Annotated in this window: 21 protein-coding genes; 10 read left to right on the top strand and 11 right to left on the bottom strand. The window is 70.8% G+C overall.

What is annotated here, in order from left to right; translation table 11 throughout:
• Positions 1-851: GntR family transcriptional regulator (locus K8612_RS35240; protein ID WP_223765461.1), on the top strand; the 851-nt coding region annotated here is incomplete at its 5' end.
• A gap of 50 nt (positions 852-901) precedes the next feature.
• Here K8612_RS35240 and K8612_RS35235 read toward each other — a convergent pair.
• The gene (locus K8612_RS35235) at positions 902-1,867 is read right to left on the bottom strand and encodes an AraC family transcriptional regulator (protein WP_223765460.1); all 966 of its coding nucleotides are present in this window, start codon (positions 1,865-1,867) and stop codon (positions 902-904) included.
• A gap of 55 nt (positions 1,868-1,922) precedes the next feature.
• Here K8612_RS35235 and K8612_RS35230 point away from each other — a divergent pair, with 55 nt between their 5' ends.
• Both K8612_RS35230 and K8612_RS35225 read left to right on the top strand, forming a co-directional pair.
• On the top strand, positions 1,923-3,011 hold the full coding sequence (locus K8612_RS35230) for an alkene reductase (protein ID WP_223765459.1): 1,089 nt from the start codon (positions 1,923-1,925) through the stop codon (positions 3,009-3,011).
• A 21-nt stretch (positions 3,012-3,032) separates the two neighbouring features.
• A complete protein-coding gene (locus K8612_RS35225) occupies positions 3,033-3,896 on the top strand; it encodes a pirin family protein (protein ID WP_223765458.1) in 864 nt (287 codons plus the stop codon).
• Between the two features lie 30 nt (positions 3,897-3,926).
• Here the strand turns inward: K8612_RS35225 and K8612_RS35220 are convergent, their stop codons facing one another.
• On the bottom strand, positions 3,927-4,301 hold the full coding sequence (locus tag K8612_RS35220) for a DUF962 domain-containing protein (RefSeq protein WP_223739626.1): 375 nt from the start codon (positions 4,299-4,301) through the stop codon (positions 3,927-3,929).
• A gap of 217 nt (positions 4,302-4,518) precedes the next feature.
• Here K8612_RS35220 and K8612_RS35215 point away from each other — a divergent pair, with 217 nt between their 5' ends.
• From K8612_RS35215 to K8612_RS35205, 3 genes are read left to right on the top strand one after another with little or no spacing between them, the layout of a single operon-like run.
• Positions 4,519-5,559: a hypothetical protein gene (locus K8612_RS35215; RefSeq protein WP_223765457.1), complete on the top strand. Its 1,041-nt coding sequence runs from the start codon at positions 4,519-4,521 to the stop codon at positions 5,557-5,559.
• Between the two features lie 5 nt (positions 5,560-5,564).
• Positions 5,565-6,698 carry a hypothetical protein gene (locus K8612_RS35210; protein ID WP_223765456.1) on the top strand — a complete coding sequence of 378 codons (1,134 nt, stop codon included), beginning with the start codon at positions 5,565-5,567 and terminating at the stop codon, positions 6,696-6,698.
• 58 nt (positions 6,699-6,756) lie between these two features.
• Positions 6,757-7,053, top strand: coding sequence for a hypothetical protein (locus K8612_RS35205; protein WP_223765455.1), 297 nt, complete (start codon positions 6,757-6,759; stop codon positions 7,051-7,053).
• Between the two features lie 6 nt (positions 7,054-7,059).
• Here the strand turns inward: K8612_RS35205 and K8612_RS35200 are convergent, their stop codons facing one another.
• A complete protein-coding gene (locus tag K8612_RS35200; RefSeq protein WP_223739630.1) occupies positions 7,060-7,830 on the bottom strand; it encodes a bifunctional 2-polyprenyl-6-hydroxyphenol methylase/3-demethylubiquinol 3-O-methyltransferase UbiG in 771 nt (256 codons plus the stop codon).
• A gap of 215 nt (positions 7,831-8,045) precedes the next feature.
• Between K8612_RS35200 and ptsP the strand changes: the two genes are divergently transcribed.
• Both ptsP and pfkB read left to right on the top strand, forming a co-directional pair.
• On the top strand, positions 8,046-10,535 hold the full coding sequence (gene ptsP, locus K8612_RS35195; protein WP_223765454.1) for a phosphoenolpyruvate--protein phosphotransferase: 2,490 nt from the start codon (positions 8,046-8,048) through the stop codon (positions 10,533-10,535).
• Positions 10,532-11,488 carry a 1-phosphofructokinase gene (pfkB, locus tag K8612_RS35190; protein ID WP_223765453.1) on the top strand — a complete coding sequence of 319 codons (957 nt, stop codon included), beginning with the start codon at positions 10,532-10,534 and terminating at the stop codon, positions 11,486-11,488. Before ptsP ends, pfkB begins: the two co-directional genes overlap by 4 nt.
• Positions 11,489-11,583: 95 nt before the next feature.
• Here the strand turns inward: pfkB and K8612_RS35185 are convergent, their stop codons facing one another.
• Positions 11,584-12,039, bottom strand: a complete 456-nt coding sequence (locus K8612_RS35185) for a thioesterase family protein (protein ID WP_223765452.1) — start codon at positions 12,037-12,039, stop codon at positions 11,584-11,586.
• 166 nt (positions 12,040-12,205) lie between these two features.
• On the opposite strand from K8612_RS35185, the gene K8612_RS35180 reads away from it, so the two are divergent.
• The gene (locus tag K8612_RS35180) at positions 12,206-14,038 is read left to right on the top strand and encodes a metallophosphoesterase (protein WP_370639899.1); all 1,833 of its coding nucleotides are present in this window, start codon (positions 12,206-12,208) and stop codon (positions 14,036-14,038) included.
• A gap of 2 nt (positions 14,039-14,040) precedes the next feature.
• Here the strand turns inward: K8612_RS35180 and K8612_RS35175 are convergent, their stop codons facing one another.
• The gene (locus tag K8612_RS35175) at positions 14,041-15,321 is read right to left on the bottom strand and encodes a DUF4032 domain-containing protein (protein ID WP_223765451.1); all 1,281 of its coding nucleotides are present in this window, start codon (positions 15,319-15,321) and stop codon (positions 14,041-14,043) included.
• A gap of 89 nt (positions 15,322-15,410) precedes the next feature.
• Between K8612_RS35175 and K8612_RS35170 the strand changes: the two genes are divergently transcribed.
• Positions 15,411-17,075, top strand: coding sequence for an alpha-amylase family glycosyl hydrolase (locus K8612_RS35170; protein WP_223739635.1), 1,665 nt, complete (start codon positions 15,411-15,413; stop codon positions 17,073-17,075).
• On the opposite strand, the gene K8612_RS35165 is transcribed toward K8612_RS35170, so the two are convergent.
• The 6 genes from K8612_RS35165 to K8612_RS35140 form a co-directional block, all read right to left on the bottom strand.
• Positions 17,072-18,316: an imm11 family protein gene (locus K8612_RS35165; protein WP_223765450.1), complete on the bottom strand. Its 1,245-nt coding sequence runs from the start codon at positions 18,314-18,316 to the stop codon at positions 17,072-17,074. The genes K8612_RS35170 and K8612_RS35165 overlap by 4 nt on opposite strands.
• Before the next feature lie 6 nt (positions 18,317-18,322).
• Positions 18,323-19,684, bottom strand: coding sequence for an AHH domain-containing protein (locus K8612_RS35160; RefSeq protein ID WP_223765449.1), 1,362 nt, complete (start codon positions 19,682-19,684; stop codon positions 18,323-18,325).
• An 81-nt stretch (positions 19,685-19,765) separates the two neighbouring features.
• The gene (locus tag K8612_RS35155; RefSeq protein WP_223765448.1) at positions 19,766-20,830 is read right to left on the bottom strand and encodes a glucodextranase DOMON-like domain-containing protein; all 1,065 of its coding nucleotides are present in this window, start codon (positions 20,828-20,830) and stop codon (positions 19,766-19,768) included.
• A 146-nt stretch (positions 20,831-20,976) separates the two neighbouring features.
• Complete coding sequence (locus tag K8612_RS35150; protein ID WP_223765447.1) at positions 20,977-23,175, bottom strand: hypothetical protein; 2,199 nt, start codon at positions 23,173-23,175, stop codon at positions 20,977-20,979.
• Between the two features lie 143 nt (positions 23,176-23,318).
• The gene (locus K8612_RS35145) at positions 23,319-24,290 is read right to left on the bottom strand and encodes a glucodextranase DOMON-like domain-containing protein (RefSeq protein WP_223765446.1); all 972 of its coding nucleotides are present in this window, start codon (positions 24,288-24,290) and stop codon (positions 23,319-23,321) included.
• A gap of 57 nt (positions 24,291-24,347) precedes the next feature.
• Positions 24,348-25,235, bottom strand: coding sequence for a sugar ABC transporter permease (locus K8612_RS35140; RefSeq protein WP_223765445.1), 888 nt, complete (start codon positions 25,233-25,235; stop codon positions 24,348-24,350).
• Between the last annotated feature and the right edge of the window lie 2 nt (positions 25,236-25,237).

The following is a 25,237-nucleotide window of genomic DNA, read 5'->3' as shown; positions in this document are numbered from 1 at the left end:
ACCTGGACCGGCTGGGGAGCGCGTGCTTCCGGCTCCAGGACGCGGCGCGCTGGGAGTCGGGTACAGCTTGCGCCCAGACGGAGTTCGAGTTGCTTCGGGAGGCGGCGCGCGTGGCGGAGCGGCCCGGGCATGTCCTCCTCGTCCAGTCCCTGCAACGGGCCTTCATGGGAGGCGCCGCCGAACTGCTGCCGCTCCTGGGCGGAGCCGCGCTGCGCGCGTGGGCCTCCCGCGCGATGGCAGTCCTCCACGAGCGCGACGTACGGGCGCTTCAGCACGAGCTGCCGGCGCTGATGAAGGCTTGCGATGAGCTTGTGCTGAATGCCTTCTCCCCCGCTCCTCATGAGCAGGCTTCACCCGAGGACCACCTGACACAGGAGTGCGTCCTCACGCCCCCTGTATCAGCAACCACGCGGGACGCTGCGCTGGTGACACTCCCCGGCACTGAGGAGGGCAACTCTTGCGCTCCTACGTCAACTCCTGGTCAGGACGAGTCGTTGAAGGCACGCCTCTGCTCGGAAGAGCGCCTCGGATCAGCCGCGGAGCAGGACACGCCACCGGAAGCCCTCCCCAAAGAGACAGGGCAGGGCCTTGGCCGTCTCGCCACAGCCGCCGAGGCCACCGCAGTGCTCGAGGTTGCCTCCACCCTTCACTCTGTGGCCCTCGTCATGAAGCAGGACAGCGGGAAACCACCGCTTCCAGCCGCTCCGGACAGGCACTCCGTCTGCGAGCCCCGAGCGGAACGCTCCGAGACGAGCTTGGCTGATGCGACCTTGGAAGATTTGTCCGACTGTCGGTCGGGGTGGGACGCCGCGTCTCCAGAGAAGGATCTCCAGCCTGAGTCGCCCCCGTGACGCAACACTCGTGACGGTGCACAGGGGGCCACGGGCCTCCGATGCCCTCCTCACGCCCGGCGGTGGCTGCGCCGGTACGCGCCGGGGGCGGTCCCATCCCAACGCTTGAAGGCCCGGTTGAAGGACGCCTCGCTCTGGTAGCCGATGGCCGGAGCGACCTCGCTCAGGGGCAGCTCGCTTTCGCGCAGGAGCTGGGCGGCCTTGATCATCCTCCACCCAACCAGGTACTCCAGCGGCGGCTCTCCCACGAGCTCACTGAAGCGCGCGGCGAAGCCGGACCGCGACAGCGCCACGGCGGACGCGAGGCGCTCCACCGTCCAGGGCTCCTCGGGGCGCTCGTGGATGAGCGCGAGCGCCTTGCCAATCTGCGGATCCGCCAGCGCCCGCAGCCCGCTCTCCCGGCACGAACCCTCCGACTTCATGATGTGCGCCCGCAAGGCCTGCACCAGCAGGATGTCCGCGAGCCGGCTCATGATGACGGTGGCCCCCGGATGCGACGACGCGCTCTCCGTCAGCAGCAACTGCACCGTGGACGCCAGTGACGGCGCCGTCGCCGCGTCGTCCGCGGCCAGGTGGATGACACGGGGCAGCTCCTTGAAGAGCAGCGTGCGCGGCGCGACGCCCAGTTGGAAGGACGCCGCGACCAGCGTCGTCCGCTCGCCGTCGCCGCCCAGCCGGATGGAGCCCTTTCCGCGGGCGCTCGCGCAGGCCCCATGCGCCAGGACATGAACGGGGCTGTCCTCCGCGTCGCGCAGCGTGTGGCCTCCGCCATGCGGCAGCACCGCCAGGTCCCCCGCGCACAGCTCCAGGGCTCCCGGGACGCCCTCCACCTCCAGCCGGGCCCCTCCGCGCGCGACCAGGATGATGTGCGCGCCCGGGGAGGTTCCGAACTGGAGCCCCCACGGCGCGAACAGCTCGAAGCGGCCGTGCATCCGGGTGGACAGGCGCAGGGTGTCCAGGACGTCCGCCAGGACATCCGCCCCCTGGGCCTCCAGCGACTCTGGACGATCGGTCAATTTATTTGGACTGGATGCCATGGCACGTCCATAGCGCCGGGAGCACTCACCGGCCATGGCAAATACATCCAAGCTCCTCTCCCCCCTCCGCCTGGGCCGGCTCGAACTGAAGAACCGGCTGGTGATGGCCCCCATGACCCGCAGCCGGGCGCTGGTGGACGGCAACGTCCCCAACCCGCTGGCGGTGACCTATTACGTGCAGCGGGCGTCCGCGGGCCTCATCGTCACGGAGGGCACCCAGGTCAGCCCCCAGGGCGTCGGGTACATCCGCACGCCGGGCATCCACTCGCCGGAGCAGGTGGCGGGCTGGAAGAAGGTGACGGACGCGGTCCACGCGGCGGGCGGCCTCATCTTCGCGCAGTTGTGGCACGTGGGGCGCGTGTCGCACCCGGACTTCCACGGGGGCGAGCTGCCGGTGGCGCCCTCCGCCATCCTGGTGGAGCAGGACGTCTTCACATTCCAGGGCAAGAAGCGCGCGGTGACGCCCCGGGCCCTGGAGACGCATGAGCTTCCCGGCGTCGTCGAGCAGTTCCGCCAGGCCGCCCGGAACGCGAAGGAGGCCGGCTTCGACGGCGTGGAGCTGCACGGCAGCAACGGCTACCTGTTGGACCAGTTCCTGCGGGACGGCTCCAACCAGCGCACGGACGCGTACGGCGGCAGCATCGAGAACCGGGCGCGCTTTCCACTGGAGGTGGCGCGCGCGGTGACGGAGGTCTGGGGCGCGGAGCGCGTGGGCTACCGGCTCCACCCGCAGAACTTCCCCTACGGCGGCATGACGGACTCCACCCCCGTGGAGACCTTCGCGCATATCGCGCGCGAGCTGGGCCGGCTGGGCCTGGGTTACCTGCACGTGACCGAGGCCGTCACGGGCCCCGCCGCCGTGAGCGCCGAGCAGCGCATCACCCCGCCTCTCCGCAAGGCCTTCCCGGGCGTCGTCATCGCCAACGGCGGCTACGACGCGCAGGCCGGTGAAGCGGTCCTCGAGCGCGGCGAGGCGGACCTCGTGGCGTACGGCGTGCCGTTCCTCGCCAACCCGGACCTGCCGGAGCGCTTCCGCCGGTCCGCCCCGCTCAACGCGCCGGACACGTCGACCTTCTTCCAGGGCGAGGAGAAGGGCTTCACGAGCTACCCGGCGCTGAGCTGAACCGGAAAGGAGGGAGCCGTCATGAGCACGCAGCGGATGGACGTCCTGGAGCGAAGGCTGGAGCGGATCATCGACCTGCCCGAACCCACGCAGGGGCAGTTCGGGCCCGCCCACACGGTGGTGCCGGTCATCTCACCCGAGGACTACGCTCGGTCGGATCCGTTCATCCTGTTGATGGACGACCGCATCGACGGCAAGCCCATTGGCGGGCCGCATCCGCACGCGGGCTTCGAGACGGTGACCCTCGTGGTGAAGGGCGGGATGACCCACGACAGCGGCAGCCTGGGTGAAGGTGACGTGCAGTGGATGACGGCCGGCAGCGGCGTCATCCACGGCGAGGGCCTGGAGGGCGACCTGGGCCAGGCGCGCATCCTCCAGCTCTGGCTCACGTTGCCGAAGGCGCAGCGCTGGGTGCCCGCGGGCTACCAGGACCTGCCGTACGCGGAGCTGCCGGTGCGGCGTGAGCCGGGCGTGGAGGTGCGGCTGTACAGCGGCACGTCGGGGACGGTGCGGTCGGCGACGAAGAACTACGTGCCCGTCACGCTGGCGGAGCTCCGGCTGGAGCCGGGCGCGTCCATCGCGCAGGACCTGCCCGCGTCGTACAACGGCTTCTTCTACGTGCTGGAGGGAGAGGTCGCGGTGGGGCCGGACCGCCAGGCGCTGAGGCCCGGGCAGGTGGGCTGGCTGGACCGGCCGGTGTCCGGCGGCGACAGCGCGGTCCGCGTCACCGGGACGACGCGAGCGCGGGTGCTGCTGTACGCGGGGCAGCCGCAGCGCGAGCCGCTGGTGAGCCACGGGCCGTTCATCGGGGACACCCAGGAGGACATCCTGAGGTCCTTCGCGGGCTACCGCGCGGGCCGCTTCGGTCCGCCACCGCCGAGGTAGCGGAGCCGCGGAGCCGCGGAGCCGCGAGTGTCAGCGGCTCTCGACGGGGGCCGGCGCCAGGGTGCCGGCGGCCGGCGCGCCGGAGTTCGCGCGCTCCAGGTGCGGACCCAACTGGCCCGCCAGCATCAGCGCGGCCATGCGGAAGTCGGAGATGAGCGACCAGAGCGGGTACTTGAAGGTCGCGGGGCGGTTGTGCTCGATCTTGAAGTGGCTGGCCCACGCGAAGCCGTAGGCGCACACCAGGGCGGCGGGAATCAGCGCGCCGCGCCCGGTGACGGCGGCGGTGACGCCCAGGCCCACGCCCAGGCTGGTGCCCGCGAAGTGCAACCAGCGCGTCGACGCCTGCGAGTGCTCGCGCAGATAGAACGGCCAGAACTCGGCATAGGTCTGGATGCGGTCGGACATGAAGTGAAGTTGTGTCCAGCCGCCCGCCTCTCGTCAACCCATGCGGGCCCTCTTCGTGCCGGCCGCGACACCGCTCACGGGGACCAAGGGCAGGAGGGCAGCCAGGCGGTCCTCGACGCGGCCCGTCGTTTTCGGACGGGTTGGGAACAATCCGGTGTGGACGGCGGAGCTGGAGAGAGGCGCGCACCTCGCGTGTCGTGAAAGACTCGGGGCGCGCATGAGTGACTGGACGCCCAAGCTGAACCCGGCGGTGGACCTGCGGCGGCTCCCGCTGAACGCGGAGGAGGGCTTCGTGCTGTCGCGGCTGGACGGCCACACGCGCGAGAAGGACCTGCCCGCGCTGACGGGGTTCCCGCCCGACAAGCTGCGAGACATCCTCACGAGGCTGGTGTCGCAAGGCGCGCTGCTCCCGGGCACGGCGGCCGCGAGTCCCGCGAACACGGTGCGGCCACCGGAAGCGCCAGCGCTCGACGCGAGCGACACGGAGCCACTGCCGGAGGCGGAGGCAGGCGACAGCACGGAAGACGACGCCGGTGCCACGGACGACGTGCCCGAAACGGTCCAGGGTGACTACCGCAAGCTCTTCGAGACGCGGCTGCACGCGCTGCCGGAGGACCAGCGGGTGGCGCTCGCGCACGGGGCGGAGGACCCGGAGCTGTCCGCGCTGTGCTTCGACCCGGTGCCCGCCGTCATCAAGGCCGTGCTGGAGAACTCACGGGTGGGGCTCGCGCACGCGCGGCTCATCGCGAGGCACCACCGCAACCCCGTGGGCCTGGAGGCGCTGGTGGCCCGGGCCGCCTTCGCCGCGGACACAGGCGTGCGCCGATTCCTCGTGCGCAACCCTCAATTGCCGGCCGCCCTCTTCCGCCGCCTGTGGGCGATGCGTCGCCTGATGGAGCACCACAAGCTCACGGTGGACCGGGACGTCCCGGAGCAGACCCGCCGCACCGCGCGCGAGCTGCTCCGCCAGCGCTTCTCCACCGGCCCCTCCGAGGAGAAGGTAGAGCTCATCCTCAACACGGAGGGCCGGGCCCTGGGCGCGCTCGTGGGCATGCCGGTGGACGGCAAGACGACGTCGCTGTTGTGCGGGCGCACGTACCGCTCCCCCATGCTGGTGCAGAACATCGCGCGCTGGAGCGCCGCGCCGCCCGCGCTCATCGCGCACCTGCTCAAACAGGAGCTGGTCCGCCGTCAGCCCCCACTGCGCATGATGCTCGCGCGCCACCCCAACGCGCCCGCGGACGCGAAGCGCGCCTGAGCCGCATGCCCCACGCCGAGGCCAGGGTCGTCCGCGAGCTGAAGCACCACCTGCTCACGCATGGGCTGCGCGAATCGCGCGTCCAGCACCTGCTGGTGGACGCGCATCCCTCGTATGTCCGCAGCCCGTTCGCCCGGGAGCTGGAGCCGATGACACGGCTCACGCTGGAGGGCACAAGGCCAGACATCCTGTGCAGCGTGGCGCGGCCCGAGGGCGTCCTCGTCACGGGCATCGAAGTGAAGGCCTCCGAGAGGGATTGGGTCCAGGGCCTGGGCCAGGCGCACAGCTATCGCCCGGGCGTCCACCACGCGTACCTCGCGCTGCCGGCCTCCGCCGCCGACCTCCGCGCCCCCACCCTGGCGCAGGCGAAGAGCATCGGGGTCGGCATCCTGGCTCGGGACGCGAAGCACTGGGTGGAGGTCATTGCGCCCGCGGATCCCTCTCCACTGCCGCGAGCCGTCACCCAGGCCTCCTCGCTGCTCGAAGGCGTCCCCGCCGCGCGCAGCCTCCAGCTCAACCACCCGCTCAACTACCTCGCCGCCGCGTTCCTCGCGGACCGGGGTGCGCCTTCCGGAGAGCTGCTGAAGTCACTCGCCGCGCACTGGCAGGACCTGGGGAGCGACAGCTCCCGGCGCCACGCGGCCACGGGCGCCAACACGCTCGGGCTGCTGGACCTGGACTGGAGGCCCACGCTCGAAGGCCGCACCGTGGCGGACCTCCTGGCCGCGCTCCAGTTCGACCCCGACGCCCGCTACGACAAGCGCAAGCGCCTGCTGGACGTGCACGCGGCCTTCGCCGCCGTGGCGCGCTTCGTCCTCATCCGTCAGCCCGCGGTGCGCCTCATCCACCGGACCCTCACCGCCCACGGCGGAAGCCTCACGCTGCCGGAGCTGGCCGTGGCCGCGGGCCACGACGACCCGGCGCTGGCCGCGGCCCTCTTCCTCGCGGACCCCTCCGGCACACTGAAGCCCGGCCTGCGGGGCCCGGACATCAACCCGTCCACCGTCTTCAAGCTCAAACAGAACCTCTGGCACGCGGGCCTGCTCGACACCAAGGCCCACGGCACCGCCGGCAAGGACGCCCGCGCCTACCGGCCCTCGGAAGACGTCTGGGCCCTCCCTCGCGGCAAGGCCTCTTGACTACAACTGTAGCCATGGCATACCGCTTCTGACTACAACTGTCGTCAGGAGGGATGCCGTGGACCGACCGCCGCATGGACAGGGGAGCCCTGACGCACGCCGGGAGCAGGTGCCGCTCGCGCCGTTGCTCCGGGAGGGCCTGGGCTGGTTGCTGGCGTTCTACCTGCTGCTCGCGCTGCTACCTCCCATGCACCTGATGGACACGCTGCGCGCCGGGGAGCACGCGGCCCGCGTCTGGTGGAAGGCCGCGGTCACGGTGCGCCGTCACGCGGCGCCGTTCGTGCTCGCGGAGCTGGAGTCGTGGTGGCACGAAGCGCTGGCATCCCGGAGCGGTTCGCGGACCTCGCGCGCTTGATGCGGCTCAGGGCTTGCGCGCGGTGATGAGCGGCTGATTGAAGCCGGTCTCCTCCGGCGTGTACCAGCGCGGATCCACCAGCCCCGCCCGGGTGAGCGCCTGCTCCAGCTCCACGGGCTGGAGCAGGCGGTAGACGCCGGTGTGCTCGGTCGTGTGCCAGATGCCGGACTCCTGGCGCAGGATGAACTGGCGCACCGTGTACTGCCTTTCATCCACCGCCCAATCCCAGACCTGGAAGAGCACGCGGCGGCCCATCGGCGTGTCCAGCACGCGCTCCGCCGTGAAGCGCGGCCGCTTCTCCAGCAGCGCGGAGTGGTCGCGCAGGCTCGCCACCAGCAGGCCGCCGGGCACCAGGCGCGACGCCATCGCGTTCGCGGCGTCCTCCAGGTCCGAGTCCTCCAACAGATGCGCGACGGCGTTGTCGCACGACATCACCACGTGGAAGGTGCCCGGCACCTGCCAGTCCAGCATCCGCATGTCCGCCACGCCGGTGGTGAGGCTCACGTGCATGGCGCGGGCCTCCCGCTCCGCTCGCGCCACCGCGGAGGGGCTCAGGTCCGTGGCGTGCACGGAGTAGCCTCGCGCCGCCAGCCCCAGCGCCTGCGTGCCGATGCCGCACGCGCAGTCCAGCACCCGGCGCGGCGGCGCGACGCCCGAGCGGCGCAGGAGCGCGTCCAGCACCGCGCCCTGCCGGTCCACCGACTGCTCCCAGTCCGCGAAGAGCAGGTGGTACTCCTCGGCCAGCCCTTCGTAGAAGTCCAGGACGCTGTCAGACATGACGGCTTCCCCTTTAACACCCCCATGCGGGCCGTCACGCGCGAGGACACCCGGCGTCGCCTGGCCGTCATGTCGCGGGCGGAAGGTCTTCTCTTCTGGGAGCTGTTACCCGGAAGACGGGGCTCGGCGAGCCCGCGCGGGCGGGGCGGACACCGGGCAGGATGCACCGTCATTCCCCGCGTGAAGCGCGCGCGCACCCGAGGCAAGGAGCACCGATGCTGTCGTTGACGCCGTCACAGGTCCGCCTGGGATGGTCCGCCACGAACAAGGCGGAGGCCATCCGCCTGGTCGGGCAGGTGATGGTGGAGTCGGGCTTCATCTCGCCCGGCTACGTCGACAGCATGCTCAAGCGCGAGCAGGTGTCCGCCACGTTCCTCGGCCACGGCATCGCCATCCCGCACGGCCTGCCGGAGGCGCGCCACCTCGTGCTCCAGACGGGCGTCGTCGTGGTGCAGTTCCCCGCGGGCGTCGTCTGGAGCGAGGACGGCCACGCGCACCTCGTGGTGGGCATCGCGGCCAGGTCCGACGAACACCTCCAGGTGCTCGCCAACCTCACCGGCGTGCTGGACGACGAGGCCCGGGCCGTGGCCCTGGCCTCCACCCTGGACACGGCCGCCATCATCCAGGCGCTCCAGGGCTCCCGCGCTTGGGCGGAGCAGGACGCTCCCGCCTTCGAGGGCCTCTCGCGCCAGGTCCTGTCCCCTTCCCCGCACGGCCTGCACGCGCGCCCCGCCACCCTGGTGGTGGAGGTGGTGCGCCGCTTCCGCGCGGACGTCACCGTCCACCACGAGGGGCGGCAGGCGAACGCCCGCAGCCTTCTGTCGCTGCTGCGTCTGGGCGCCCGGGGCGGCTCCCCGCTGACGCTCACCGCAGCGGGGGACGACGCGGCGGCGGCGCTGCTCGCCCTGCAACAGGCCTTCGACGCCGGCCTGGGCGAGGAGCCTCCCGCCGCTCCCACGCTGGCACCGGAGCCCGAGCCCGCCGTGCTCGACTACGAGGGGACGCTGGTCGCGGGCCTGTCCGCGTCGCCGGGCATCGCGGCCGGGCCCGTGTGGGCCTTCCAGCGCGAACGGCTGGAGGTGGAGGAGCGGGCCGCGGACGCCGCGCGGGAACACCAACGGCTGGAGTCGGCCCTGGCCGGAGCGGCGGCGGAGCTGCGCCAGTTGCACGAGGGCTTCCTCCAGAAGGCCGGAGCCCGGCGGGCCGCCATCTTCAAGGCGCACCTGGAGCTGCTCGACGACCCGGAGCTGCTGCGCGAGTCACACGGCCTCATCGACACCGGCCTGAGCGCGGGCGCGTCCTGGCGCCGCGTCTTCGAGAGCCGCGCGCAGGCGCTGGCCGCGATGGACGAACCGGTGCTGGCCTCGCGGGCCGCGGACCTGCGGGACGTGGGCCGGCGCGTGCTGCGGCCCCTGGCCCGGGTGCTGGAGGGGGAGCCCACCTTCCCGGAGCATCCGGTGGTGCTGCTGGCGGAGGACCTGACGCCGTCGGACACCGCGAAGCTGGACCCCGCCCTGGTGCTGGGCCTGTGCACGGCGGGCGGCGGCACCACGTCACACACGGCCATCATCGCGCGCTCGCTCGACCTGCCGGCGGTGGTGGCGTTGGGGCCCTCCGTGCTGGACCTGCGAAACGGGCAGCACTGCATCCTGGACGGCGACGCGGGCGTGCTCGTCGTGGGGCCCTCGGAGCGGGACCGGGCCCGGGCCGCGCACCAGCGCGAGCGGATCCGCCTGCGGCGCGAAGAGGAGCAGGTGAAGCGCCACCAGCCCGCCATCACGCTCGACGGCTGGCGCGTGGAGGTGGCCGCGAACATCAACGAGGCCGCGGAGGCCCTCAAGGCCGTGGACGCGGGCGGCGAGGGCGTGGGCCTGATGCGCACGGAGTTCCTCTTCCTCGGGCGCGACGAGCCGCCCGGCGAGGAGGAGCAGCTCCACGCGTACCGCGCCATGGTGCGCGCGCTGGACGGCCTGCCGCTCACCCTGCGCACGCTGGACATCGGCGGGGACAAGCACGTGCCCTACCTGTCGCTGCCGGCGGAGGAGAACCCGTTCCTGGGCGTGCGCGGCCTCCGGCTGTGCTTCGAGCGGGAGGACCTGTTCCGCACGCAACTGCGCGCCATCCTGCGCGCGTCCATGGAGGGCCCGGTCCGCATCCTGTATCCGATGGTGGCGCTGCCCGAGGAGCTGGCGAAGGCCCGCGCCATCACCGAGTCCGTGCGACGTGAAGTGGGCGCGGCGCCGGTGGAGACGGGCATCATGATGGAAGTGCCCTCCGCGGTGATGATGGCGGAGCAGTTGGCGCGGGACGTGTCGTTCTTCTCCCTCGGGACCAACGACCTGACGCAGTACCTGCTGGCCATGGACCGGCGCAACCCGGTGCTCGCGCCGCGGGCGGACGGCCTGCACCCGGCGGTGTTGCGCATGGTGGACCTCACGGTGAAGGCGGCGAGGCGGGCGGGCATCCGGGTGGGCGCGTGCGGCGGCATCGCGGGGGACCCGTCCGGCGCGGTGGTGCTGTCCGGCCTGGGCGTCACGGAGCTGAGCGTGGCCATCCCCAGCATCCCGGCGGTGAAGGCGCTGCTGCGGAGCATCTCCCTGGCGGACGCGGAAGCCGTGGCCCGGGCCGCGCTGGAGTGCGGCAGCGCCGCGGAGGTGCGGGGCCTGGTGCGCGGCCTGCTGGCCCGGAAGGGAGCGAAGGCGTGAGGCCGACGAAGCCGGGCGTGGTGACGGTCACGTTGAACGCGGCCATCGACCAGACGCTGGAGTGTCCGGGGTTCACGGCGGGCGCGGTGAACCGCGTGGTGGCGGAGACGCGCACGCCGGGAGGCAAGGGCATCAACGTGGCGGCGTTCCTCGCGCGAGGCCCCCGGCCGGTGACGGCCACGGGCTTCCTGGGCGAGGACTCGGCGCCGCTGTTCGAGGCGCTGTTCCGCGAGCGGGGCATCCAGGACCGCTGCCTCCGGCTGCCGGGCTCCAGCCGCGTGAACCTCAAGGTCGTGGACCGCACGGGCGGCGCGGTGACGGACCTGAACCTGCCGGGCCCGCGCGTGCCGGAGGAGGCCCTGGGCGCGCTGCTGGAGACGCTGGAGGCGCTCGCGGAGGAGAACGGCTGCTTCGTGCTGTCGGGCAGCGTGCCGGCGGGAGTGCCCGCGTCCATCTACGCCACGCTCACGCAGCGCCTGCGCGCGAAGGGCGCGCGCGTGGCGGTGGACACGAGCGGAGCGCCGCTGCGCCACGCGGTGGCCGCGAGGCCGGACTTCGTGAAGCCCAACGCGCACGAGCTGGAGGAGCTGCTCGAGCGCCCCCTGAGGAACGCGGGCGACATCGCGAGCGCCGCGCGCGAGCTGCACGCGACAGGCATCAGGCTGGTGGTGGTGTCGCTGGGAGCGGACGGCGCCCTGTTCGTGTCGGACGACGGCGCGTGGCGGGCCCTGCCGCCCCCCGTGGAGGTGGCGAGCACCGTGGGCGCGGGCGACGCGCTCGTCGCGGCCGTGCTGGCGGCGAGGCTGGCGGGCCAGGACCTGGAGACCTGCGCCCGCGCGAGCACGGCCTTCGCGGCGGGGAAGCTCGCGAGGGTGGGCCCGGTGCCCCCCACCCCCGAGCGCGTGGCGGAGCTGGTCCGCGCGGTGCGGCTGCACCCGCTGGGCATGGGCTGATCAACAGCCGCGCTGGCGGGATGGGCGTCCCCGCGCACCTCCACGCGAAGCGCGCACGTGGGTGAAGTCCTGGCCCCCGGCACGAGGCCCCCGGCCTAGACCCGCCCCTCCAGCTTCTCGATGGCCGCACGCACCAGGGGTGGAACCGGCACCTTCTCATGGGTGGCGTAGCGCAGCGTCACGACGATGGAGCCGCCGCGCGTGTAGAGCACCCCGTCGTCCGCGCCCGCCACCACGTGCTCGAAGGTGATGGAGGCGTTGCCCACGCGCGTGACGCGCGCGCCCGCCACCAGGTTCACCGGGAACACCACCGGCTTGAGGTAGTCCGCGTGCGTGTTGGCCAGGATGGGCCCCACCCCGTCCGCCGTCGTCATGTCCGCGCCCGCGGCGGACGGCCCCACCAGCCCGATGCGGGCCAGGTACGCGATGCGCGCGGACTCGAACCAGGTGAACGTGCGGGCGTTGTTGACGTGCCCGTACGCGTCCATCTCGCTCCAGTGCACGGGGAAGGGCACGACGACGGGGAAGTCCTTCAGGGAGGCGCTCGACATGGCCCCAAGGGTCGCAGGGACCATCCCGCCAGGGAACGGAAACCACGCCTGCCTGCCCTCCAGGAGCCCCGGGCAGACATGCTAAGCCAGGGGTCCATGGCTCTCCGGTCCACGCTGGCGCCACCCGCCGCCCCCTTTCTCTCCTCCGCCGTCCGGGGTCCCCGCGATGGCCGGTGAGCCCACGCGGCCCGAGGAGGACCGCCTCCACGACCCGCCCGCGCCCTGGGACGAGCAGGGCCCCGCGCCCGCGCCGCACCTGGTGCGCGAGCGGGGCAGCGCCACCGCCACCAAGCCCCAGAAGCACGCGGACATGGTGCGCTGGCTGCACCCCACGCAGGTGCTGCGCACGGGCCTGGACGCGGTGGTGGCCACGGTGTTCGGCGCGCGGGCGGACCACCGGCTCATCGAGGCGGTGGTGCGGCCGCAGCAGCCCTACTTCGACTATTCGGAGGAGTCCGGCGCGGACGGCGACTTCTGGCTCGACTACGTCTCCGACATCGGCGACGGCTGGGACTCCACCTACGCGGTGGCGCGCCTGCTGGCGCTGCCGGAGCTCAAGCTCCCGGAGGAGGACGGCAGGACGGCGCACGTCACGCCGCGAGGCCGCGTGCTGGTGTTCGGCGGGGACGAGGTGTACCCGGGCGCCAGCCGCGAGACGTACGAGGAGCGCACGGTGCAGCCCTACGAGGCCGCCATGCGCCGCTCGCAGGCGCCCCACCCGGACCTGTTCGTCATCCCGGGCAACCACGACTGGTATGACGGCCTGTCCGCCTTCATGCGGCTGTTCTGCGCGCAGCGCTGGCTGGCCGGGCGCCGCACGCGGCAGAGCCGCAGCTACTTCGCGCTGAAGCTGCCCCGGAACTGGTGGCTCATCGGCACGGACGTGCAGCTCAACAGCGACATCGACGTGCCCCAGGTGGAGTACTTCCGCCACGTCGCGGAGCAGATGGGCCCGGACGACCGCGTCATCCTCTGCAACGCGGAGCCCGCGTGGGTGCTGGCCGCGGCCGCGCGCCGCGCCAAGGGCAGCTACCTGGAGAACAACCTGGAGTACCTGGAGGAGAAGGTGCTCGGGCGGCGCATCGCCGTGTTCCTCGCGGGCGACCTGCACCACTACCGCCGGCACGAGGACGACACCGGCCAGCACCGCATCACCGCGGGCGGAGGCGGCGCGTTCATGCACCCCACGCACGCGCCCGCGGCGCCCGTGCTGCGCGACGGCTCCACGCTGCGCAAGAGCTTCCCGGACGAGGCCACGTCCCGGAAGCTGGCGCGCAAGAACCTGTTCCTCATCCGCTACAGCCCGCTGTTCGGGCTCATCACCGGCCTGTGGTACCTGCTGCTCGCGCTGGCGGCCTACGCGGAGGTGGGCTCGCTGGGCCTCTCCCGGCTGCCGGAGGTGGTGACGGCGGTGGCCAACAGCATGGTCAACCGGCCGTGGACGCTCATCCTCGGCATGGTGACGGTGGGAGGACTCGCGGGGCTGGCGGACGCGGCGCTCGGGAGGTGGCGCGCGCTGCTGGGCGGCCTGCACGGCGTGGCGCACATCGTGGCGGCGTTCTTCATCGCCTGGGGCGCCACGTACTTCACGGTGAGCAAGCTGGGCGTGTGTCCGGTGCTGTCACCGGATGGCGCGCACTGCGCGGACGGCTGGCTGCACCTGGCGGGCAAGTTCTTCTTCTCCTGCGCGTTCACCTTCGTGGGCGGCTTCCTCGTGGGCCCGTTCATCACGGGCCTGTACCTCTGGCTGAGCGTGAACTTCTTCGGCGCGCACTCGAATGAGGCCTTCGGGTCGCTCGCGCTGCCGGACTGGAAGAACTTCCTGCGCATGCGCATCGGCAAGGACGGGGCGCTGACCATCTACCCGGTGGGCATCGAGCGCGTGCCGCGCAGGTGGAAGCCCACCGGCGCGGGGCCCATGTCGCCCGCGTTCGACCCGGACGACCCGGACGCCACCGAGCCGTTCCTCATCGAGCCGCCCATCCGCGTCTGCCGTTGACGCTACCCGGAGGACCGCGAGGTGTCCTCCAGGAGCGGCGCGATGCCGGGCTGCTTGCGGCTGAGGGCCACGTAGTCCTGCACGGCGGCGTCCAGGCCCACGTCGCGCTTCGCGCGCTCGGACAGGAACCACTTGTGCTCCAGCACCTGGCAGTAGAGTTCCGCGGTGTCCGCCGCGCGGCCCAGCTCCTTCTGCAGGCGTGACAGCGTGGGGTGGTAGCGCTCGTCCAGCCAGCGGAACGCGGCCACGCTCAGGGGCACGCTGCGGTCCAGCTTGCGCGTGAGCGTGGCCTTCATCTCCTGCATCTCGTTGAGCAGCAGGCTCGCCTGGCGCTCCTCCGCGACGATGCCGGTGAGCGAGTGCAGTTGATGCCGGTGGTACTCGCGGTCCGTGACGATGGTGCGCATGCGCAACTGGCTGCCCTGCCCGCTCGCCAGCAGCTCCACCTCGCCCACGGAGAAGCCCAGGTCGTTGAGCGTGCGGATCCGCTCGTGGATGCGGTAGCTCTCGTGCGGCTGGAGGATGAGCTCGCGGTTGATCTCGGCCCACAGCCGCTCGTAGCGCTGGCGGATGCTCGCGGCCGTCTCCTGCCAGGCCTCCAGCTCCTGGGGCAGCTCCTGCGCCAGCTCCACGCGAGCCGCCAGGTCCGCCAGGCCTCCGGCGACGTTCTCCTCCATGATCTGCAGGTCCATCTCCCGCTGGCCGGCGGAGAGCTGCTCGTGCAGCTCGGACGTCTCCGCGTCCACCGCGTACGCCTGCAGCTCGCCCGCGTCCCGGCGGAAGAGCACGTTGGACAGGGAGCAGTCGCCCCAGAAGAAGCCGCCCAGGTGCAGCCGCACCAGCAGGCCCGCCATCGCGTCCAGCAGCCGCGACCGGTAGCGCTCCAGGCCCTGGTGCATGAACAGCGCGCGGTACGGCAGTGACGACGCCAGGTACTGGGTGATGAGCAGCCCGGGCCTGTCCCCGGGCGAGGCCTCCAGTCCCTCCTCCGTCTGGACCGCCAGGCCCACGGGCACCACGGACGGCAGCCGGCGCTCCTCCAGGCCGCGCAGCAGGTCGTACTCGCGCTGCGCCACGCGCGCGGGCGTCTCCTTGAAGGCGTAGATGGTGGCGCCGTAGGAGACGAACACGACGACGTGACGGGACAGGCCGCGCGGCACCTCCACCACGCGCGGTGAACGCTCCGGCCACGCCTCCAGCGGCAGCTCCCACGGAAGGTCGAGGAAGTCCGGGTGCCCCTGGCGGATGTGCAGGGAGTGGAGGCGGCGCGGAGGGTGAGACATGTTGGCCACCAGCCTACCGTCCGGGGGGGCGCGCTTCATCCGGGGGCGCGCTGGCCCGCGTGGAACGTTCGCTGTTAGAGGAAGAGGCCATGCGACCCCTCCGCGGACTCTCCCTCTGCAGCGCGGCCCTGCTGTCGGCCTGCGCCGGTTCTTCGCCCACGCCCGCGCCGGCTCCGGTCGCGCCGGGGAGCATCACGCTCGCCGCGCCCGCGGGAGACGCGTGGTACCGGGGCGCGGTGTTCTACGAGGTGTTCGTCCGCAGCTTCCAGGACTCCAACGGGGACGGCGTGGGAGACCTGCCGGGGCTCATCTCGCGGCTGGACTACCTGAACGACGGAGACCCGGCGACGACGGACGACCTGGGCGTGGACGCGCTGTGGCTGATGCCGGTGTTCGCGTCGCCCAGCTACCACGGCTACGACGTGACGGATTACGAGCGCATCCAGACGGCGTACGGCTCGCTGGAGGACCTGCAGCGGCTGTGTGACGAGGCGCACCGCCGGGGCATGCGCGTCATCCTGGACTTCGTCATCAACCACACCAGCTCCTCGCATCCGTGGTTCGTGGACTCGGCGTCCTCGGCGCAGTCGCCGAAGCGGGACTGGTACCAGTGGCGCGCGAGCGACCCCGGCTGGAAGCAGCCCTGGGACCTCTACTCGCAGACCGGCACGTGGCATCAACGGGACACGGGCTGGTACTACGGCGCCTTCTGGGGCGGCATGCCGGACCTGAACCTCCAGACGCCCGCGGTGCGCGAAGAGGTGAAGCGCCTGGCGACGCTGTGGCTCCAGCGCGGCGTGGACGGCTTCCGGCTGGACGCCGCGCGCTACCTCATCGAGACGGGCGGCGGCGCGGGGCAGGCGGACACGCCGGAGACGCACGCGTTCTGGAAGGAGTTCGCCGCGCACGTGCGCTCGGTGAAGCCGGACGCGGTGCTGGTGGGTGAGAACTGGAGCGAGACGCCGTCGGTGGCGAAGTACTACGGCTCCACGGCGACGGTGCCGGGCGGGGACGAGCTGCCGCTCAACTTCAACTTCCCCATGTCCGCGCGGGTGATTGAAGGCATCCACGCGGGCAGCGGCGGGGGCGTGGCGGCGAAGCTGCTGGAGATGAAGAACAACTATCCGGCCGGGGTGGCGGACGCGCCCTTCCTCACCAACCACGACCAGGTGCGGCTGGCGACGCAGTTCGCCAACGACGGGGCGAAGCTGGGGCTGGCGGCGGCGGTGCTGCTGACGCTGCCGGGAGCGCCGTTCCTCTACTACGGCGAGGAGGTGGGCCTGGGGAACGGCAACGCCAACAACGACGAGTCCAAGCGCACGCCGATGCCGTGGAGCGGCGCGGCGGGCGCGGGCTTCACGACGGGCTCACCGTGGTACGCGTTCTCCAGCGGCAGGGAGACGGCGAACGTGGAGGCGCAGCGGCGCGACCCGGGGTCGCTGTTGTCGCGCTACCGCTCGCTCATCCACGCGCGCCAGGGTTCGGAGGCGCTGCGAAACGGGGGCCTGCGGCTGTTCACGGCGACGACGGGGGTGTCACGGACGCTGGCGTTCGTGAGGACGCTGGACGACGAGCAGGTGCTGGTGGTCCACAACTTCTCCAACTCGCAGGAGTCGGTGGGGCCGTTCGACGTGGAGGCGACCACGGCGGAGCCGCTGTTCGTGGACCCGGGAGTGACGCAGCTCACGGGGGGCACGGGAGCGTGGAAGGCGAGCATCCCGGCGCGTGCCACGGGCATCTGGCGGCTGCGCTAGCTGACGACGGGCTGACGCCAGGAGCGGGAGAGGTGCGTCTCTCCCGCGGCCTTGAAGCGGCGGATGAGCTCCGCCGCCGCGCCCCTGCCCTGACGGAGCAGCCACTTCAGCTCCGCGGGCATCAGCACCTTCACGGTGAGCAGCCGGACCTCGCCCCCGGGAAGCGTGAAGCGAGAGGGCAAAGAGTCCGTCTCCATGCCGATGAGCACGGCCACACGGCCCTCGGGGGTCACGAGGGTTTCGGGCATGCCCACGCCGTCCACCTCCATGGACAGAGTGCCATTGGCCAGGGAGACGCGGAGCTTCTCGAACTCGGCGACCTCATAGGCGACGCGTTCGAGCAGGTGCACCGGCCAGCTCTTCCACACCTCCCCGAGCGGCTCCGGGGTTTCGATGGCGAGCTCCAGCCCGAAGCCAGCGGTGGGACGGTCCAGGATGTCGTTGAACGGGTCGGACAGGCCGTCTGTGACGATGAGCATGCCGCCGTCAGGACGGCGCATGGCCGTCCACCACTGCCGTTCGCCGGGCCATGGACCGCCCACGACCGGCGGGATGTAGAAGTCGTCGGACATCGTGCCGAGCCCTCGCCACACGGCCGCACGGGCATGTCGAGCTTGATGCCACAGTTCTGCGCGCCGCCTCGTTTCCGCGCGCCGAATGGGATCGAAGGTCGGCGGACCCGTCACTGCTTCGAACTTCGCGCCCGTGATGCCCGCGCGCTCCATCGCGTCCTTGATGTCCTCGGAGACAATGAGGACGACGTCCCATTCCGAGGGACGGAACACCTTCGCATCGCCCACCTTCGACGTGTCGATGCGCATCTCCGAGATGAAACTGAGGGTGCCGACCTTCTCCGGAATCCCATCCTCTTCGGACCAATACACCACATCCGAAGACGCCTCGGTGTCGACGCACGGAATGGCGCGAAGGGCATTGAGGATGAAATACGGCCCTGCGTGAGAGTCGATCTCGACGGGGATCAACTCGACGTCATTCGGGGCCAGCTCCTGGAAAAGAGCTGCGAGCCTCGCATTGACGACCGGGGTGCTGAACGCTGCGTGGGAGTAGTCACGTGATACTCCCTCCACGTCCAACGGAAGCCGAATCGGGCCCTTGAAGCGCGCGGGTTCTCCAACCGTGAACTGCCAGGGGTCTTCGAGCTCTCTCGTTTGACCATCGAGAGGGTGTCCCAGACACCAGAACCCCTCTGCGACGTTCTCGAAAAGGTTGAAGTATCTCATCTCGCATCACTCAAGACCGGTCACCCACCGATTCAGGTCTGTCCCTCTCTGGTTGATCAATCTCGCAAGACCCTGCAGGGCTTTCGTCAATGCGGCCCGGCAGTCTTGCATGGACCTGCATCGCTTCGACACCCTCTCCAGAGCATCAAACACCTTCTGGTGGTATGCCTCCGGATGAGGTCCTCTGTGCCCTGGCACGCGGATCTTGTTCGCGGGATCGTCGAGCGACATCCCTGCCTTATCGAAGATCCTCTGGAACTTCGGTGACCACGGGCCGCCGCGATTCGTGGCGGTCCAGAACTTGTTGGACGCGATGTGGTGCTCCGGGCCATCCGCATCCACGCCACTCGCGACAGGCCCCCTGTCATCCCGAGCGGACATGGCCACCGCGTTCGGCGCCAGCACCAGGGTGACCACGCCCTCGGAGGACACGGCCGCGGACTCCACCTGCGCCGCCGCGCCCAGCCGGAAGCCACCCATCTCCGCTGCCACCAGCGAGGCCTGCCCTGAACCCGGGAGCGTCGCGACCTTCGCCGCGAACGTCTCCGCCGTGCTGCCCACCGCCGCCAACGCCAGCATCACGAACGCCCGCGCCGCGTTCTTCCCCATCACCTCGCCGTACTCCTCCCCCACTTCTCGAAGCTCATCGAACGTCCGGGCCACCTGCGCCTGTTCGGACAACTCAATCCATCCCTGGATGAGGTTCCACAGCGTGTCGATGCCCAGGTAGGCGATGAGCACCACCGTCATCGTCGCAGCGATGCCCTTCGACACGGGCTCGGGCAGCAACCAGAGCGACAGGTACACCGTGCCCGTCGCGACGATGGTCGTGAGCACCGCCCGCGGATCCGTCATCCCCGCCAGCGCTTCGGACGTCTCCTCCCACACCGAGTCCAGCGCGATGGCGAACGCCAAGGAGCGCCGTCCGTCCTCATCCAGCGTGGAACCCGCCTCCAGCAATTGAAGACAGTCACCCGGTGTCTGCTTGCGCTGGCACCACCGCCCATAAGCGCTCGCCAGCTCCCGGTCCGAATCATCGACCAGCAACCGAGCCCGGGCAGGCTCCTCCACGGAGACCAGCCCCAGGCGTCCACGCACATGGGCATAGGCCTTCGAGGAGAACGTCCCCGCGAACCGCCGATACGCATCCTCACGAGGACGCGGGGACACCGGCGCATCCTCCGCCAGCGTCCGCACCGCGTCCGTGAACGCATCGCCGTCCAGCGCCACGGGCTCGACCTCCGCCCGAGGCACATGGACGACCGGCGACCCCCGCCCCGTCTTCAGCCGGACGCCGCGCGTCGCTGAACACCCCGTGCCCAGCAGCACCAGCAGCACCGCGACCGCCCAGCTCCGGCACGAAGACATGGATGCCTCCAAGGCATCCATCCTCGGCCGCACGGACTCACCGCGACCAGGACCTCCCGCGCACAGCGCAGGAACCAACCGTCACGGGGCGGGCGGCACAGGACCCACGACTCCGGCGTCCTCAATCACAGCCCCCGCATCCGGCGCGTCCGCGGGCACACCGGCGTCCTCCACCGGAGCCGCCACGGCCTTCCCGGACGGCACCACCGCGCTCCACGCAGGCTTCGAGGCCCCCAGCACCTCCTCCTGCGTGGTGCCCGGCGCCACCAGCAGGTCCACCACCGGCGACTGTGACGGATCTCCCTTCCGCCCACCGCCGAAGCGGTCGGCGGACGGCGGCTCCCCGGGCACGATGCCCATCGCCATCAGCCGCGGGTTCGCGTTCGTGTCCCCACCGAACATCCCACCCAGCGCCACGCGCCGGTCGAGGGTCGCGCCCGTCACCGCCACGCCGTAGCCCCAGTCCGCGCTCGCGTGTCCGCCCAGGAAGCGATCCGGCACCTGGAACACCACCGTGCGCCCGCTCACCTGGATGACCGTGGGGAAGAATACCCGCGCCTCCAGCTCCTGCTCCGTGGCCGCGTTGAGCTCCGCCTCCACCTTGCCGCCAATCCCTCCGGCCTTCTTCTCGTAGGCCTCCAGCGCCGCCTGCCGCCAGGCCTTGCGCAGCGCCTCGCGCGCCTCATAGGGACGCGGCGTCAGCACCACCGCCTTCTCCCACCCCGAGTCCGCCGCCAGCGTGAGCCCGCGCCCCGGCAGCGTGTCCGTGCGTCCGGAGCCGGGCACCCGGTCCTGGTCCACGTACAGGTCCACGTTGAACGTGTAGAAGCCGTGCCGGGCCCGCTCCGCGACCGTCGCGCCCTCCAGGTCCACCGCCTGCGCGCGCGAGGGCTTCGCGATGGGGTGCGCGAACGTCACCTCGAACCGCGTCGCCGCGCCCTCCGCGAACGCCGCCACCGACACCACGTCCAGGTCCCCGCGCCCCAGGTCCGCCCGGCGCGGATACACCAGCTCGCCGTCGCCGTGGTCATCCCCCACCGGATCCGTCAGCCGGAACAGCAGCGCGTCCTCGCGCGTCTTGCCGCCGGAACACGCGGCCAGGGAGGAAGCGAGCAGGAGCGCGGACACGCGGGAACGCACGGACATGGAAGGGCACCTCGTGCACGAAGGGACGGCCCGTCCAGGTGTACCGCGCGGTGCCCCAAACGCAAGGAGCCCGGAGTGCCTTCACAGGCGCCCCGGGCTCCCACTGCGTCACCCGTGTGCCCCGCCGGAAGCGGAGCGCGCGGTGACTAGAACTGCGCCTTCATGAACGCCTTGACGCGCATGTGGTCGAAGTTGCGCTCCTCCAGGCTGTTCCAGCCGCCGTTGCGGCCGGTGAAGCCGCGCGAACCCACCGCCACGTTGTGGTCGGCCGCGATGGTGTCGTCCGCGTACTGCACCACGTAGCCGTCGCCGAAGTCCGGACGGAAGGTGCCGAACGCGTACTGGCCCTCCAGGCCGAACTCCACGCCGGACAGGATGTAGCGCGCCTTCACCAGCACCTGGTTCTTGTTGTGCTTGCCGGACGCCATCTCGTGGTTGCCGTACGCCTGGAACGCCGTGTTGCCGTCCAGCAGGTCCGCGAAGAACTTGGAGTAGCTGGCGGACACGTACAGGTCATCCGTGAACTGGTAGCCCGCGCCGGCCGTGAACGTCGTGTAGTCCAGCAGGCGGTCGTCGTCCGCGATGTTGTCGAACGGCTTGAACTGGTAGCCCGTGTCGCCCTGGCTGTTCGTGATGACGTTCGGGTTGCGGTAGAGGTCCGCGGTGCTGTTGCCCGCGCTGTACTCGTTGACGAGCGTGTTGTCGCACGCCACGCCGCCGCCCGCGCACGCACCCGACTGGAACGGCAGGAAGCGCGGGTCGTTCATGCGCTTGTCCGTCTCATGGATGTACTTGAACTTGCCGAACACATCGATGCCCTTCAGCACGTCCACCACGTACTTGGCGCGCAGCGCGACCAGGTGCGTCTTCTTGTCCTGGAAGGGCTGGTAGGCCGTGCGGAAGTTGTGGCCCACGCCGGAGTCCAGCTCCGTGCCGGGGAACTGGCTGTCACCCAGCGCCTGGTCGGCGTTGCCGTACGCCTGCCAGTTGGTGTTGTAGGTGATGAAGGAATACTCACCGCCCACCTCCAGCGCGCCGTTCGTGTAGACCGGGTTCGCCGTCACGCCCTTCCAGCCGATGGCCGTCTCCGCCATGGGCTCGTCGAAGTCCGTGAAGTCGTTGTCCACGTTGAGCGTGGCGACCTGCTGGGCCTCGCTCGTCCAGCCGCCATAGCCGATGCGGGTGGGGTTGCCCTTGTAGACGCCGTAGGCCGCGTTGGACGGGCCGGGGAACGCGAAGCTGCCGTCGTGGCCCTCCGTGAGGAGCACGTCCGCCTCGCGGCGGCTGGCCATGACCGCCATGTACTCCGCGCCAATGCTGAACAACTGCAGGTTCAGCGACAGGCCCACGTCCAGCGGGTCGTTGATGGACGCGTTCAGCATGTACGTCTGGTCCGTGTGGTGGCCGGCCAGCACCGGGCTGTAGCCGCCCACGCCGAAGCTCTTGGGCGACAGCACCGGGTCCGCGTTGGAGTACGACGTGTACGCCGCGCCGCGCACGTCCAGCCACGAGCCCATGTGCAGGCCCGCCTTCAGGCCGCCCACGCCGTTGCGGTAGCGCGGGGTGAGGTCGCGGCCGTTGTCCAGGTCCGTGTCCTCCGGGTTGATCTCCTGGTCGTTGGCGTACTGGAAGATGCCGCCCACGTCGAAGAGCTCGTTCGGGGTGACCTTCGCCTGGAAGCCGTACGCCGCGTCACGCGCGTGGAAGGCGCCGGTGCTGAAGTTCGGGCCCGCCCACAAGCGCGGCAGCGAGATGCGCGCCGCGTCCCACGTGAGCTTCCGGTCGAAGTTGGAGCCCTGCAGCATGATGGCCGCCGCGTTGTCGCGGTCGATGTAACGGACGCGGCCGATGACGAACGGGTCGAACTGGCCCAGGTCCGTCGCGCCGATGAGCGCCGAGTCGATGAGGTAGCCCGGGCGCAGCGTCACGGACATGCCGCGCAGCTTGATGTACTGGTTGGAGCGCGGGTCGAACTCGCCGCAGTCGCCCGCGGTGCAGTTGGTGGCCGTGTTGCTGCCGCCGAAGCCGCCGAAGTTCGTCCAGAAGTTCTGGTTGAAGCGGCTGTGGATGCGGCCGTTGACCTCCACCTGCGGGGAGATCTTCGCGTTCAGGAGCAGTTCCAGCTCCGTGCCGATGCCGTTGTCGCCGTAGCCTTCACCGGGCACCGTGGTGAAGTTGTACAGCGCGCCCTGGTCACGCTGCGTGCCCCAGAGGTACTTCGTATAGGTCGTGCCACCAATGGTGAGCTTGGGGCCGCTGTCCTGCGCCATGGCCGCCCCGGGAATGAGGCCGACCGCAACGGTGAGCGCACACGCTCCCCGCACCACGTTCTTGCGATTCTTCATGATGTCCGGAAAACCCTTCTCAGAAAGCTTTTGAACCAGAGGGGGGTCATCCCCTCTCCCGGGCCGCCGCGGGGTCTCCACGGCAGCCCTCCCCGTGTTGCATCAAACCTTGAAACGGACTGTTTTGAACAGTCCGCTGCCGACTACTTCGTCGGCGTGGCCGTCGTCGGCGCCGGAGCGACCGTCGTTCCAGCCGGAGCGGCCGGCGTGGGCGCCGGAGCCGGGGCCGGGGCCGGGGCCGCCGGAGCCGCCTCGGGAGCCGGGGCCGGAGCCGCCGCCGCGCTGCCCTGCGCCGCCGGGCGCTTCGGGCCGGAGACCATCTTCAGCGTGGCCTTCTTCGTGGCGGAGCCGTCACCCGCGCACTCGTACGCGAGCATCTCGTACTGGGCCTTGATTTCAGAGCTGTCGCCCTTGCCCTGGCCCGCGAGCACGTCAATCACGTGCGGATCGCAGTTGAAGTCGGAGCCGCCGCCGAAGCGGTGCTGGCCCTCGTACTCGTTGACGCGGCGGGTGAGCAGGTCGTTGTCCGCGGGGAAGCCCTCGTTGGACTGCATCACGACCTGGTAGCCCCAGGTGGAGGGGTCACCGGCGCCCAGGTCGGAGTTCATGACCGTGGCGGTGATCTTGTTGCCGGAGGCGCGCACCTTGGTGGGCACCACGACGGCGTTCTTCATCGCGCCGGCCTTGTTGTTGGCCTCCGCGCGCACGCGCGACGAGCCCTGCGGCGAGATGATGATGACCTTGTCCCACGCGTCTTCCGGCGCGAAGGAGACGTTCAGGCCCGGGGGGCTGTCCGTGAAGCCGCTGCCGGCCTTGTGGTCCGTGTCGATGAAGATGAAGACCTCCTGCACGGAGAAGCCGTCCGCCATCTTCCAGGGGTTCTCCAGCGACGCCTTGAGCTGGATCTCCACGTCCGTCTTGTTGCCGCCCTGGTCCAGCTTGAAGCCGGTCAGGTCGAACGAGCCCGGCTTGTACACGGGGTCCGTCGGGTAGGTGTACTTGCCCGGGCCCTTGTCGTCGCCGGTGGGGTCCTTGAAGGACACCTTCTCGGCCAGGGCCGGCGCCGCGGACAGGGAAGCGGCCAGGGTGAGGACTGCGATGCGGGGGTTGATCATGGGGGTGCTTGCTCCTTGCAACGACAGACGGAAGGACTGCGAAGAAAGACTGCGGGACTAACCCTTCACGCCACCGGCGGTGAGCCCGGAGACGAGGTACTTCTGCAGGAAGAGGAAGAGGAACACGACGGGCACGGACACGATGATGGAGCCGGCCGCGAAGTAGCCCCACTGCTGGCTGAAGCCGCCCACGAAGAAGCGCAGGCCCACCGGCGCCGTGTACATGGCTTCCTGGTCCATGAACGTCGCCGCGAGGATGAACTCGTTCCACGCCGTCATGAAGCTGAACAGCGCCGTCACCGCCACCGCGGGCTTGGCCAGCGGCAGGATGATGCTCCAGAAGATACGCCCCGGGGACGCGCCGTCCATCAGCGCCGCCTCCTCCAGGTCCTTGGGGATGGTGTCGAAGTAGCCCTTGAGCATCCACACGCTGAACGGGATGGACGTGGTGGCGTACACGATGATGAGCCCCAGCCGACTGCTGCCCAGCCCCAGCCACTGCACCAGGATGATGTAGAGCGGAATCAGCATCAGCGTGCCCGGGAACATCTGGGACACCAGGAACGCCATCATGCCCGCGCGCTGGCCGGGGAACTTGAAGCGGCTGAAGGCATACGCCGCCGTGCACGCCATGAAGACGCCCAGCACCGTGGTGCCAATGGCCACGATGGCGCTGTTGAGCATCCACTTCGCGAACGGCTGGTCCGCCAGCACCGACGCGAAGTTGGAGACGCTGAAGGACTCCGGCCACGGCGTCACCGCGCGCAGCCGGTCCCAGAAGGTGGGGTTCTCCGGCAGCGTGGCGATGGCCAGGCTCTGCTTGCCGGAGAAGGCCAGGCTCACCACCCAGAGGATGGGGTAGATGGTGAAGAGGGTGAAGGCAATCAGCACCGCGTGCAGCGGCAGGTGGGGGATGCCCTCGCGACGTTCAGAGAAGAGCGCCATGG

Source organism: Corallococcus sp. AS-1-6, assembly GCF_020037015.1.
GTDB lineage: Bacteria > Myxococcota > Myxococcia > Myxococcales > Myxococcaceae > Corallococcus.
Note: the sequence above shows the minus strand (reverse complement) of the source record. Positions and strands in the feature narration are given on the sequence as shown.